The 12,248-nt window shown below is 42.7% G+C and carries 18 protein-coding genes; 13 read left to right on the top strand and 5 right to left on the bottom strand.

Annotated features, from left to right (window positions below; all coding sequences use genetic code 11):
* Nucleotides 1-3: 3 nt before the first annotated feature.
* A complete protein-coding gene (locus ICN31_RS05135) occupies nt 4-1,137 on the top strand; it encodes a flagellar biosynthesis protein FlhB (RefSeq protein WP_216259227.1) in 1,134 nt (377 codons plus the stop codon).
* Here ICN31_RS05135 and ICN31_RS05130 read toward each other — a convergent pair.
* Nucleotides 1,134-1,700 carry a hypothetical protein gene (locus tag ICN31_RS05130; RefSeq protein WP_216259225.1) on the bottom strand — a complete coding sequence of 189 codons (567 nt, stop codon included), beginning with the start codon at nt 1,698-1,700 and terminating at the stop codon, nt 1,134-1,136. The two genes, ICN31_RS05135 and ICN31_RS05130, sit on opposite strands and share 4 nt — an antisense overlap.
* A 185-nt stretch (nt 1,701-1,885) precedes the next feature.
* Between ICN31_RS05130 and ICN31_RS05125 the strand changes: the two genes are divergently transcribed.
* Nucleotides 1,886-2,146 carry a hypothetical protein gene (locus ICN31_RS05125; RefSeq protein WP_216259223.1) on the top strand — a complete coding sequence of 87 codons (261 nt, stop codon included), beginning with the start codon at nt 1,886-1,888 and terminating at the stop codon, nt 2,144-2,146.
* 37 nt (nt 2,147-2,183) lie between these two features.
* Nucleotides 2,184-2,561, top strand: a complete 378-nt coding sequence (locus ICN31_RS05120; protein ID WP_216259221.1) for a hypothetical protein — start codon at nt 2,184-2,186, stop codon at nt 2,559-2,561.
* Between the two features lie 15 nt (nt 2,562-2,576).
* Here the strand turns inward: ICN31_RS05120 and ICN31_RS05115 are convergent, their stop codons facing one another.
* Nucleotides 2,577-2,768 (bottom strand): hypothetical protein, encoded by a 192-nt coding sequence (locus tag ICN31_RS05115; RefSeq protein WP_216259213.1) that lies wholly within the window; start codon nt 2,766-2,768, stop codon nt 2,577-2,579.
* 138 nt (nt 2,769-2,906) lie between these two features.
* Between ICN31_RS05115 and ICN31_RS05110 the strand changes: the two genes are divergently transcribed.
* Nucleotides 2,907-3,434, top strand: coding sequence for a hypothetical protein (locus ICN31_RS05110; protein WP_216259211.1), 528 nt, complete (start codon nt 2,907-2,909; stop codon nt 3,432-3,434).
* The gene (locus ICN31_RS05105) at nt 3,431-5,068 is read left to right on the top strand and encodes an ion transporter (protein WP_216259209.1); all 1,638 of its coding nucleotides are present in this window, start codon (nt 3,431-3,433) and stop codon (nt 5,066-5,068) included. Before ICN31_RS05110 ends, ICN31_RS05105 begins: the two co-directional genes overlap by 4 nt.
* A gap of 9 nt (nt 5,069-5,077) precedes the next feature.
* On the opposite strand, the gene ICN31_RS05100 is transcribed toward ICN31_RS05105, so the two are convergent.
* The gene (locus ICN31_RS05100) at nt 5,078-6,013 is read right to left on the bottom strand and encodes a M23 family metallopeptidase (RefSeq protein WP_216259207.1); all 936 of its coding nucleotides are present in this window, start codon (nt 6,011-6,013) and stop codon (nt 5,078-5,080) included.
* A gap of 168 nt (nt 6,014-6,181) precedes the next feature.
* Here ICN31_RS05100 and ICN31_RS05095 point away from each other — a divergent pair, with 168 nt between their 5' ends.
* The gene (locus ICN31_RS05095; protein ID WP_216259205.1) at nt 6,182-6,484 is read left to right on the top strand and encodes a hypothetical protein; all 303 of its coding nucleotides are present in this window, start codon (nt 6,182-6,184) and stop codon (nt 6,482-6,484) included.
* Between the two features lie 22 nt (nt 6,485-6,506).
* Here the strand turns inward: ICN31_RS05095 and ICN31_RS05090 are convergent, their stop codons facing one another.
* Complete coding sequence (locus ICN31_RS05090; protein WP_370624324.1) at nt 6,507-6,917, bottom strand: surface-adhesin E family protein; 411 nt, start codon at nt 6,915-6,917, stop codon at nt 6,507-6,509.
* A 156-nt stretch (nt 6,918-7,073) separates the two neighbouring features.
* Between ICN31_RS05090 and ICN31_RS05085 the strand changes: the two genes are divergently transcribed.
* Genes ICN31_RS05085 through ICN31_RS05070 form a run of 4 tightly spaced genes read left to right on the top strand, consistent with a single transcriptional unit; the run spans nt 7,074 to nt 9,270 of the window.
* Nucleotides 7,074-7,412, top strand: a complete 339-nt coding sequence (locus ICN31_RS05085; protein ID WP_216259201.1) for a polymer-forming cytoskeletal protein — start codon at nt 7,074-7,076, stop codon at nt 7,410-7,412.
* Between the two features lie 31 nt (nt 7,413-7,443).
* Nucleotides 7,444-7,917 carry a polymer-forming cytoskeletal protein gene (locus ICN31_RS05080; RefSeq protein WP_216259199.1) on the top strand — a complete coding sequence of 158 codons (474 nt, stop codon included), beginning with the start codon at nt 7,444-7,446 and terminating at the stop codon, nt 7,915-7,917.
* 12 nt (nt 7,918-7,929) lie between these two features.
* The gene (locus ICN31_RS05075; protein WP_216259197.1) at nt 7,930-8,343 is read left to right on the top strand and encodes a polymer-forming cytoskeletal protein; all 414 of its coding nucleotides are present in this window, start codon (nt 7,930-7,932) and stop codon (nt 8,341-8,343) included.
* A gap of 15 nt (nt 8,344-8,358) precedes the next feature.
* Entirely contained in the window at nt 8,359-9,270 is a 912-nt protein-coding gene (locus ICN31_RS05070) for a ParA family protein (RefSeq protein ID WP_216259195.1), read from the top strand.
* 5 nt (nt 9,271-9,275) lie between these two features.
* Here the strand turns inward: ICN31_RS05070 and ICN31_RS05065 are convergent, their stop codons facing one another.
* Nucleotides 9,276-9,842, bottom strand: coding sequence for a YggT family protein (locus ICN31_RS05065; protein ID WP_216259193.1), 567 nt, complete (start codon nt 9,840-9,842; stop codon nt 9,276-9,278).
* Between the two features lie 135 nt (nt 9,843-9,977).
* Here ICN31_RS05065 and ICN31_RS05060 point away from each other — a divergent pair, with 135 nt between their 5' ends.
* The 3 genes from ICN31_RS05060 to ICN31_RS05050 all read left to right on the top strand — a co-directional run bounded on the left by ICN31_RS05060 (nt 9,978) and on the right by ICN31_RS05050 (nt 12,242).
* Nucleotides 9,978-10,346 (top strand): hypothetical protein, encoded by a 369-nt coding sequence (locus ICN31_RS05060; protein ID WP_216259191.1) that lies wholly within the window; start codon nt 9,978-9,980, stop codon nt 10,344-10,346.
* A gap of 97 nt (nt 10,347-10,443) precedes the next feature.
* Nucleotides 10,444-11,697, top strand: coding sequence for a hypothetical protein (locus tag ICN31_RS05055; RefSeq protein ID WP_216259188.1), 1,254 nt, complete (start codon nt 10,444-10,446; stop codon nt 11,695-11,697).
* Entirely contained in the window at nt 11,694-12,242 is a 549-nt protein-coding gene (locus tag ICN31_RS05050) for a hypothetical protein (RefSeq protein WP_216259186.1), read from the top strand. The genes ICN31_RS05055 and ICN31_RS05050 overlap by 4 nt, the downstream gene beginning before the upstream one ends.
* Nucleotides 12,243-12,248: the final 6 nt, after the last annotated feature.

Below are 12,248 nucleotides of genomic sequence, written 5' to 3'. Positions count from 1 at the left end.
AGATTGGCTGAAGGCGGAGATAATGCTCAGGAACGGGAATTAGAGCCGAGTGAGCAGCGAATTTTACGTGCCCGTGAGCAAGGGCAGCTCCCACAATCAAGGGATATTGCAACCTTTGCCCTGTTGACTGTTTTCATCATCTTTTTGATTGCTCTTGGCCCTTTGCTTTTGCAGCAGTTAGTCTTAATGACAAAATCCAGTTTTGAGTTTTCTAAGCCAATTGCACTCTTAGATCATATCCAAGAATGGATGGGAGGCACATTTCTGGTTGTGTTGCTTTTATTGAGCCTCATTTTCCTGCCTATTTGGCTAGTAGCATTATTTGCCCCCTTATCCCTAGTGAACTTTCGCGCTTACTTTGCTCCACAGTTTGATATGGGGCGATTAGACTTTATTGCGGGTCTTGGAAGAATGGTCTCCCTAATTGCGTTAGCAGAGCTCGTTAAGAACATTTTAAAAACAACCTTGGTTCTAGGTATAGGTCTTGGCTATTTATCTGGCCTTTTTGTTTATGTGCGATCAATTGTGAGTCAGGATTTTGATGCCGCACTGTTGCACACCTCCTTTTTCATATTAAATGGCTTCTTGTTATTAATGGCGCCCCTGTTGTTAATTGCTATTGGTGATGGTTGGTTGCAATGGTTTAACTTTCGCAAGCAAATTCGGATGAGTCCTGAAGAAATGAAGCAGGAGATGAAAGAGTCTGAGGGCTCTCCTGAGATTAAGCAACGCTTACGGCAAAGACAGCGACAGATTGCTTCTTCTCGAATGATGGCGGCTATTGAGCGCGCCGATGTCGTGTTAGCCAACCCAGAGCACTATTCAGTCGCGCTGCGCTATGACATGGAAAAGATGTCTGCGCCAATTGTGATTGCCAAAGGAATGGACTTAGTTGCACTGCGTATTCAGGAGGTGGCTAGAGAGCACGATGTCCCCGTTGCTCAAATACCGCCATTAGCGCGGTATTTATATAGTCAACTTGAAATAGGTGAGGCTATTCCAATGTCACTTTTTGAGGCAATTGCCAAAATTTTGGCTTGGGCTTATGAGGTTAAGGAGTCAGGTGGTGTTGAAGGTCAAATTCCTGAAGTGAGTTTCATTCCCGAGCAAATAAAACCCAATAAGCCCTTGCTTTAATTCATCACGCTCTTTGCAAAAGTGGTGCCGACATCTTCGGGGAAGAAGTAAACCAGCATCAGTTCATTGCGATTATTTAAGCTGCGGCCAATCTGGAAGGCGACTTGACCTCCGCCAAAAACATATGTCTTTGATTTACGAATACCTGCCGCAAATGCGCTTTCTTGACCCTCAGATGGAGTGTAGTCAAGGCCATACTTAATGGTGAAGCGCTCAATAATGGTATCGCCAGTTTGCTTGTTGTAATAACCCAATTCCTTTTTCATTAGAACGAGACGCCCAGCCTCGTTATAAATGAGCCAAATCGCCTCTTCTTTGTCATCTACTTTAATCTTGCAGCTAAATGACAGCTCATAAGCCGTGCAATTGAACTTTTCTTTAGCCTCTTCACGAGTGGTATTAAAGGGAATTCCGGCATAGTCGTCCATTGGCAGTTTGACTACTTTGGTATCCGGTAACCAAGCCTCGACCTTTGCTTGATCCTCTTTGTTGCCGCAGGCGGCAAGCGAGAGCGCTAATCCAGTGGCAAGAAGTACGTAAATCCAAGTTTTATTTATTGTCATGGGGATCTCAATTGGGTATTAGCAGGCTTAGGTTTTGTAGTATTTCAATCTTGGCATTGGAATAATCATACCGCAGGGCGCCCAAGAGGCAGAATCGTCCATAAAACCTAATTTTTTAACTTTCGGCTGAGGTATTGTTTGCTAATATAGAACTAGATCAATAAACCGAACTTCGCCACCCCCCTTTGGATAAATTAAATCTTCAAGCCCAGTATTTAAATGCCTCCTCTCAAAAGAGCGGGGGCACCATTCATGAGCGGCAAACCACAGTCCCTAAAGCAGCCATTAGCCGGGCCCATCCAGCACCCCAAGACCTCAAAATTGCTCAGCCAGGGCCATCGGTTAATCTGGATGTCAAGATTGGTAGCCCTAATCCAATAGATACGATCCCCATGAGTGCGGATAGACGGATTAGTGCTTATCAAAGAATGACCAAATTGCTATAGGCATCGATAGCCACTTATAAAAAGCAAAGAATTTTTTATGGATGATTTGGTTTACACAAAACATAAAAAGCCCCAAGCTAGCTTGGTGGAGAATTTAGAACCCCTCTCTCATTCTGATCTGCCAAGTTTGGCTCAACTCCAGGAAAAGCAGCGCAATGAATTGCTAGAGATTGCTCAGGTTCGTTATGGGATCAAGGGCAGTAAGGTAGATGTCAAGCTGACACCCTTAAGAATTGATTCCAACATGAATGAAGCTCAAGTATTTAAGATTTTACTTACTGCGCCAGAGCATGAGCGCGCAGATCAGGTGCTTTATGAAATGGCTAAGGGCAATTTAGGCGGCGATATGGCCAACCGAATTTTGTCTAGCCTAGCGCTCTTGAGTCAATTTAAAAAGATCAAGGTAGAGAAATGATCTATCAAGAAAGCGCTATTTATCACCCTTATTTTCAGGGGAATGGTCAGTTTTTGAATTGAGGGCACTATTTTTTTCGTGCTCCGCAAGCTTTTGCATTATGCTCTGAGCCATTGGGGATAACTCTTTTTCAGAAGTGGCTTTAGCATCTTTTGCCAACTTTTTTCTTTTCCCTAAAAGGTTTTGAAGAACTGTTTGAAAGAACATGGGCAATTCCAAAGTATTAAGTTGCGACACTAAGAGGTCAATATACAACAATTAAAAGTAGCGCGATAGTCGTTAATAATTATTACAGAGTTTTTGGAGAGGATAGTGGAAAAAAATACTCAAGGAATCTTTGGGGGAATGAAATTCTCTGATCTCGCGTTTCTTGGAGTTTTGATTGCAAACTTCATACTCGTTGGATACCTCGGTCTTGATGATTATCAAAGAGCTACTAAGCTATCCCAGATTCAGACTAACGGCGAACAAATCGTTTCTTGGTTTGAGGATTTTTCTCAAAAGCTCGAGTCCAAGGAAGAGGTCACCCCAGCCGCTTGCATGCCCCTAGGCAAAGAGGCGGATGTTACTAAGGGGGCAAAAGCCAATACCTGGAATTCTTGTGTTGAATCTTTATTTACAGATAATGGGCCTTTTAAAGCCTTTACCAATCTTTTAATGCCCAAGGATCCTGTATATGCTCAGAAATGCGATAAGCAGAATCTTGGATCAAGTGGTGCGTTTATTTTTGAAAAATTGATCATTAATCCCGTTGGGCCCCCAGGGGTTGCTCCAATGGGAGCAGGTGAATTGATTATGGATGATATGAACATTCGTCTGAGTGTTTGTGATACGGGTTATTACCTTATCAAAATTGGCGAGTTCAAGCTATGAATCTAAATACTATTTCTATCACCAGTTTGAATTTGCGCTTACGTAAGCGTTTATACGATCTTTTTTTTAATACCCATCTTAAAAATAATTTCCACCATCAATTCGAGCATTTCATTACGTACATGATTGTGCTCAATATGGCAGGCTTAGTGCTTGAGCATATTCCCATCATTTACGAATCTCGTGAGCACCTCTTCCATCTTTTTGATGTTATTTCTTTGGGGATCTTTACGGTTGAATACGTTTTACGTTTTTATGTAGCCCCGGAAGATTCCGCTTTTAATTCTGCAAAAAATCCACGGTTTGCTTTTTTTAAGAGCCCATTCGCATTAATTGATTTGATCTCAATATTGCCGTTTTATCTTGGCGCATTCTTTGATGCAGATTTGCGCGTACTGAGAGCTTTAAGGCTTTTACGTTTGTTTAAGCTTTTTAGAGCCCTTGCACCCGCTGTTAAAGACTTCCGAGAGCAAAATCGGGGCAAGTCATTCCGCTACAAAATCTATGCATTAGTGAATGAAACTCCAACTAGTGGTCAGCTACATCAAATCTTCGATTTCTTTATTGTCATTTGGGTCATTATTTCGGTACTGGCTGTGATTTTAGAATCGGTGCACAGCATTAACTATCACCTGCATTCTGAATTCATGATTTTGGATATCTTGGCGGTAGCGATTTTTTCAACTGAGTACTTGATGAGAATGTACAGCTGTACTGAAAATCCAAAATATCAGGCTTGGCTATCAGGGCGACTCAGAAATGCTGCTAGTCCAACTAGTCTGATTGATTTGTTTGCTGTCTTACCTTTTTATCTCGAGAGTTTATTGCATCATTTATTTGACTTACGCTTCTTGAGAGTCTTTAGGTTAATGCGCCTCTTAAAGCTTGCGCGCTATTCTGGTGCAACCCAATCTTTATTTATCGTGATTAAGCGGGAATGGCCCGTAATGAAGGCCTCGGCTTTCATTATGATTTTGCTTGTCATGTTAGCTGCTTGTTTGGGTTATTTGTTTGAGCATGAAGCACAGCCTGATAAATTTGAAAACATCCCACAGTCAATCTATTGGGCGGTTGTGACACTGGCTAGCGTCGGCTATGGGGATATCTCTCCCATTACGCCTGCAGGTCGAGCGATGACAATAGTTCTCGCACTTTTGGGCATCGGTATTTTTGCGATTCCTGCTGCGATTCTCTCTTCAGCATTGAGCGATCAACTCCGTATTGAGCGCGAGAAAATGATGAATGAGCTCTACCATATGTTAGAAGATGGTGTGATTTCGGCTGAAGAGCAGGAGTTGATTGAGGCCGAAGCTAAGAGGTTGCATTTATCTAAGAGTGAGTTAGAGCGCTTGCTTGAAAAAGCCAAAGTGCAAATGGGGGTCGATCATGCAGCCGCCACTAGCACTGCTAATGCAGGCTCGCAAGAGCTTGACCTGAAATTTTTATCTACTCATCCAGCAGTTGCTGCAGAACAACTGAAGATTACGATATCAAAACTACAGCAAATTATGAGCGTTAGTAGTGCGGATGAGTTAGCTAATTATTTTGGAGATCCGAATAACGCTACACCGCTCCAAAGTGCGCTATTTCAACTGCTCTTGCAAAATGCTCAAAAGCAAAAAGGTGGAAGCTAGACGCAGCTTTTACCAGTAAGCTGATGGTGGTGCGTAGACTAGGATCTTGGCTGGATTTAGGTAACTATTGTTTTGATGGATCTCGTAATGCAGGTGGGGCCCTGTAGACCTTCCAGTAGAGCCTGAGTTAGCAATTAGTTGGCCGCGTGTAATGGTTTGACCAGATTTTACGAACAGCTTACTGTTGTGAGCGTATTTTGAGATAAACCCATCGCCGTGGGCAATTTCAATAAAGTTTCCATAGGCAGGATCTAATCCAGCCTTGATGACCGTGCCGTCACCCGCTGCCACAATGGGGGTGCCCACTGGTGTTACGAAGTCAATGCCAGAATGCTGGGCAAGTTGTTTGGAGAAGGGATCTACGCGAACACCGAAGTTGCTTGTCATACCCAGACGTGCGTTAATGGGCGGGCCTATTGGTAATGTGCGCAACCAACGGTATTGTTTTTCCCACTCGGGCTCTGATTTCTCAAAAATTTCAGCCATTTCTGAAGATTTTAAAACGGAGTCCTCAAAATTTTCGATTAAGGTTTTGGTAGGCTCAAATTTAAAGCTCAAGGGTTTAAGTGGGCCGCCAATGCTGCTGTTTTCGTTAAACTTATTCTTGATGGTGTAGGGCGTTGAAATGGCTAAGTAGCGATCTTTAATGGATTTGAGCTCATTAAATTGTAGAGAGGCTTTTGCAAGCTGATCTTGAACGGCTTTTAACTGCTTGGCATATCTATTATCCAGCGCCATTCGCTCTTTGACAGTAACTACCCCACTAACTTCTCTAGCGAACTCAGGATTCACTTCTAAGGCAATGTGAATGCCTGTAGAGAAGATCAAAATACCTAGTAGTAAAAAGGCTGCGCCAACAACTACTCCAAGGCGCATGAGGCGCTCTTTGGTGATGTTGATTTGTTTAATGGCTCCAGTTGAGCCTGACACCCAAAATAATTGCATGCACTGACTATAAGTATTTGATTTATTGAAATTAAATTGCTAAGTTCTGGACGCTTAAAAGACCTATAATCGTCCAATCGAGAGCCATTTTAGCCTTAATAAATTCACGTGATCAAGTTAAACCCCCTTTCCCAAATGTCTAGAAGCCTCAATTGGCTGGTCGGGAGCATGCTGATTGGCATCGTTTTGCCTCTACAGGCCGCCATTATTGGCCAAATGCCCTCATTTAGCGAGGTTTTGTACATTACGGCTGAGCCTTGCACCTCGGAATCTGGGAGGGTCGAGCCGAATTGGTACTTTTCTTATTCTGTAAATGCGGTAGGCACGGTCACCCGCAGTTGTTATGTTCGATACAACGATCAAATATGGATTAAAGGGCCTTATGGGTCTGAATCCACATTCCCGATGAGTTATTTCACTAAGCCTGCTGAGGCCGGTAAGGCTGATGCCAGTCCAGAGGTCAAGCAGTAGCCGATTGAGCGTTTTTGCTCTTTTAGCTAGGAATATTGGGCGGTTTGCAAAAGAACTTATAGAGCACGTAGCTCATCGTGTCAGGAATGACCCGTTCCCAGCTTGAATTAGAGGTATCTGCCTGATCTACGCTGACACCAGACCCTTGGGGCCCTGAGTAATACCCAATATAGAACTCCTTATAGCTTTCGTAGCCCACTTTGCACAGATAAGAGATGTCCTGAATCACTGATTGAGTAGCGGCTCCGTTAGGTGCGGCGAGGGTTTCTGTGTAGCTTATGAGTTGCCAGGTGCTGACTAGTCCATTTTCAGAGTCATAAACCGTCTTGCTATCCTCGTAATAGTAAGAATTGCCCACATTATCCTTGGACAGGAATACCCATTTGGCAAAACATGGGCTAGCTGGATTCAGCAAAAAAGCCGTTAAGACCATGAGGCTTATTTTTTTGAAGAAAGAGGGTACTTTTTGGCGCATGGCTGAGACATTTTTTATTGGCAATTTGTGCATTTTAAAGCCCCAAACTAAAGATCAACTGATAGAATTGCCTAATTCTTTATTAATGACATTATGCGCTAAGGAGTGCTAAGCATGGCAGAAGTGAATCAACAGGGTTGTTTATTTGTAGGCGAGGGTGTTGTGCTCAAGGGTAACTTTGATGTGCCCGATATCGCATCCATTTCAGGAACAGTTGAGGGCGAACTCACTGCCAAGCAAGTGCTAATCGAAGCAACTGGTGTCGTGCGGGGGAAGCTCACTGGCGAGTCAATTGATATTCGTGGCGAAGTAAATGAGCATGTCTCCTCATCACGCAGCTTAATCATTCGCTCAACAGGTAAGGTTACTGGATCTATTCATTACTCTGAAATTGAGATTGAAAAGGGCGGTCATTTGCACGGTGATTTGCATAACCTCAATCCCCATTCTTAATATTTTCTATTTCATTACTTACTAAATAACGATGTCTATCTTTTCAAAAAATCAAAATCCTGCTGTAAATGAGTCTAACGACAACGAGCAGCCTGAAAGCGTTGAAGAGCTTATTGCTGTTGAGCAAAGTGAAGCCTTCAGTAACGGCAATTCCGAGCAAGTGACTCGACTTGAATCAACTACCCGTCAAAATGTGTTATCTAAGCCATCGATTATTAGCGAAGGATTTACGTTTGAGGGTACGATCACTTCAGATGGTGTAATAAACATTGCGGGAACTGTCCGCGGCAAAATTACTGCCAAGTCGGTGTTGATTGATTCGAGTGGTCAGGTAGACGGCGAGCTGAATTCTGAACAGTTAGTTATCAAAGGCCAACTCAAGGGTGATGTTAACTGTGATGATTTAAATGTAGGCCCGCTTGCCCGTGTGGACGGCAACATTAGCTATAAATATATCCATATTCAGCGTGGTGGTAGGGTTGCTGGCCGCTTTATTAAAGGCTAATGTTAAATTGTCATGGCCATTAAACAAAGTCATGCAATAAGAATATTAGACCCATCTAGGGAAACATTTGGCTCAATCATTGGATCAGATCTAGAAATATTTGGACGAATTGTTGCTACCAAGAGTTTGCGTATTGATGGCACGATTATTGGTGACGTTGTGACTAAGCAGGGTGCCGACGTTTGTGTGGCACTCGGTAAAACAGGTTTAGTACAAGGTAACATTTCTGCTGGTCGCGTATTGGTTGCCGGAAGAGTGGAAGGGAACGTTCGAGCCACTGAAAGGGTCGAATTGCATAGTGGAGCTGACGTGCATGGCGACATTATTTATGCCCAAATTGGCATTGAGCAGGGAGCTCGTTTAAGTGGCTTGCTATCCAAGATAACTGAGCAAGATTTGCTTGCTGATGATCATTTAGGTAGTTAATTTTTAGATAAAAATATGCCACTTAGTGAACCTATCAAAATTCTTGTAACCAATCAAAAAGGTGGTGTTGGTAAAAGTACGATCTCTGCCAATCTGGCGGCTTATCTTGCTATGCAAGAGGATTTACAGGTTGCTTTAGTTGATTTTGATAAACAAGCTTCTCCATCCCGCTGGACTAAAAAGGCGCCTGATATTGGTATCAGGGTTGACCAGGTTGAAATCAATTACCAAAGTGCTGGCATGGCCTTACTGAGCGCAAGGGCGGGGGTACGCAAATATTCATCTGGAGTACAGGTGAGCATTTGTGACTTTACTTGGACACCGGCAATGTCCGAAGATTTCATGTCGGATTTTGATATTGTTTTGGTCCCAAGCTCAAGCGCCAAGTTTGAAATGGCAAGTACTGAAATCTTTATTCTCGAATACGTTCAAAAAAGAATGGCTCGATTAGCGGTAAATAAACAAAGTCTGATAATAGTTCCAAGTAGGGTTGATCCAGGGTACGCATCCAAGGGAACATTTACCAACTTAGACTTTTTGACGAATTGCCATATAGCGCCACCGATACATCGTATGCCAGAAATTGATAGCTATGTTTATGAGGATTTCTTCTGCGTGTGCTCTGATAGGGCTGTATCTGATAATTTTTGTACTTTTGGTAAATACATCACAAAAATGATTGATGAACGCCAAGAGATCAGAAAAACATTATCAATTAACGGTCCTTCCGTGAATCGCGAGATAGGCAAAAAAGTTAGCGTGCTGGATGATTATCGTAACCGTGCAAAAAACCTGGGTTTTTATGGCGGCGCTGCAATGGCGGACCCTAAGCAAGATATCAATTTAAGCTTGCCACAAGACCCTCCCTCTGTGAGATCGATCGGATCTCGCTTTATTCCTGGCTTCCTGAAAAAAAATCAAGAGTAACTAGCTTAGATGCTGCTCAGAATTATTTTCTGCGCATGTCTTAGGATAATCGACGTCATCTGAATAAGTACTATCAAAATGAGGGCAGACGAGTCTATTCCTGCAACTCTTGGACTGAACTTTCTGATGGGGCTTAATAAGGGCTCAGTCATTTTATAAAACAACTCTTGTGTAGGAGAGTTCGTGCCAGTCCAGGTAAATAGTGCATAAACCAGCACAAGTCCGATGAGGCCAGATAGTGCTAGATCAATAAGATTAAATAGGGCTATCAATGGGAGGTGAAGATCAAGGTATTCGCCATTGCTTAGCGCCACTAAGATCATTACTTTGACCAAAATAAGCACATAGCTTGCCAATAAAGGACAAATGTCAAAACGACCGCTAAAGGGAATGATTTTTCTAAGCGGGTTAATAAGCCAATTAGTAAGCGGGAATAAAAAATGACTAAAGGGGTTGCCTGAGCCAGGGACGAAATTCATTTTTAGGTAATGTAAATAAAAGCGGAGAAGGCATGCTGCAACCAGGATTGTTGTGCATGCCTCTAGTAGAAGTGAGACAAGTTCAAAGATCATGACGACTCCAGTGGGACCAAAAAACCTTATCTTAAGCCGTTCAGCCTTAAATTGACATTTATGGTTAGCCCATAGAAAATGGCCGAGTAGGTGGCTCAGCAGTCTTTTTATACCCAAAACCTAGTTAGGCTCGGCATGAACAATCCCCAAAGACATGATATTTTTGAAGACGAAAATGGCACTAGAGTAGCTGTAAGACAGGTATTTCCTCCGAATGCAGTGGGGGTCACCTACGTTGAGTATAAGAATTTGATTGATTCAAACCTGCGTTTTTTACCTCAGGCGGATTTTTTAGCGCAATATAAATGGGTTGATAATTTCGACTCAATCGATACTCATGCCAAAGTAAGCACGCAGAATCCTGCCGAGGCTACAAAAAACCCAGCTGAAACACAAAAAGCGAGCCCCGAAGGCAGCGAAGAAGCTGTTTCGGAAGTTGCGGATGAACCCATAGGTCAAAAAGCGGAAGAAACTAGGACTGCAAAGCCCTCTACATCCCAATAGCTTTGCCTCCTTGTGGTTAAAATTGAAGTTTTAAAGTCTTCGATGCCTGCATTTCGGCTTAAGTCAGCAAGACTCATTTATCTCAATAAGGAAATTAATGCGAGACACCACCCCCCAAAATTGGCGTCTTCAGCTAGCACTAAAGTTTACGGCAGTGATTTGTGGCTGTATTTTGCTCTTAGCTTCAGCCCACTCAGAGAGTGCGTCCCTTGACTTTGCCGTGCTGATTAAATTCATTACGGAGCAACTCCAAACCTCAACTCAGCTCAAATGGTTCTTCGGAATTATTTTTTTGTCTGCTGGTATTTTCTTTCTTCCAGGCAAAGCAGTCTCACAAAGATCTTTTCGTGGCGCAAAAGAATTGATTAATGATTCCTATGTATTATATTTAGTAGATAAATATCAGGTTGAAAAAAATCTAGCATTAGATCAAATCATTGCACAAGATAAGATTTTTCCCAGCATTGATGACGCATTACTATTTATTCATCAACTCGAGTGCCCGCAAGAAATCAACCTGCCACTTCCTGTTAAATCACCAATAGAGCCGTCATTTGCTCCTCAAGAGCAGGCTAAGCCTGAGGCTGATACGCAATTACTATCAGAATTAGAGACTCTTAAAAATTCTTTTTCAACTATTCAAGTTCCAGATGCTGATGCGCATGAGGAAAATGGAGATGAGGCTAGACAAATCAGAGTGATCATAGTACTAGGTATATTTTTATTTGTAACGCTACTTTGCGGGCTTATTTATGCTATTTCAAATTCAGTCCAACCAGTCACACCCTCTTCAGTACCTGTAGTGCCTGCATCAAATCCCACTATGGCATTGCCAGCAACACAAAATTCTGATCAGGTAGTGTCTGGCTCAATCACTTCTCAGGAATCGCTAAGTGCTGCTGAAACAAAAGATTCTAGTAAGTCAGCAGCAGTAATGCCCATCAATGAAAGATGGATCGGTACATGGATTCAAGAGGGCGGTGGTAAGCAAAAGCTCTTAGTTACCGCAAACCTTCTGAAGTTTGCCGACGAACAATTTACGTGGACTGGCGTGAGACCCAAGGGTGTTTTACAGTGCTGCCTTGCTTTTTATGAAGGCGCTACCAGCAAAGCTGATCTAGTCGCCAGAATTTCTGGGGCGCAAGATCCCATCACGCTAAAACCTGAAGCCCAAAAGACTTTGGCCCTGATTAATAATTTAAGCGAGGGTAATTTCAAGCGAATCGTATTTGCTGATCCAGCACTTAAAAAACACTTTTTTATAAATGATCAGAATTTTGTTTATCGCATCAGTAGAGATCTAGGCGATAAAGTGGACGTAGTGGTAGAACAATACAAGAGACAAGAATGATTTCCCCTTCTGATCCAGAGATTTCTTCGAGCCCAAAGCTACAACCCTATGAGCAATTACGTTTATTGCGAGAGCAAAGCCATATTCGAACCATTAGCGATGAAATCGTTGGTCGTCAGTGTATCTTTTTCTACAGCAGTAATTGGGTTTTTGACTACTCGCTCAATAGTACGGATCAGCAGTGGGATATCACGCAGCAGGTGTACTTCAGAAATGTGCGCAAGCATAAGACGCTTGCTTTTGCCTTGCCATATATTGTCATTCAGCTTGCTTTTGCTGATTCACCAAGCTATTTAAGAGCTCTAGTGACTTATGAGAAGGATATTGCGAAGATGATTGGCTCTATGGATCACTTCATTAAGCGAGAGGAAGGAATTCGCGCCTGGGTCGAGCAACCAGACTTTAGCTGGCAGCCCTCGAATATTGTTGCTTTGTCTAATCGTATCTTAGAGGCAAATAGCCAATTTAGAGATATTGAGTTTTATCGCTACCATGAGCCTTTTCATGCCAAGTTAAATGGCACTTGGGAGCAGATTACAGTCTAAAATATC

Origin of the sequence: Polynucleobacter sp. UB-Piko-W3 (genome assembly GCF_018881635.1) — a bacterium.
GTDB lineage: Bacteria > Pseudomonadota > Gammaproteobacteria > Burkholderiales > Burkholderiaceae > Polynucleobacter.
Note: the sequence above shows the minus strand (reverse complement) of the source record. Positions and strands in the feature narration are given on the sequence as shown.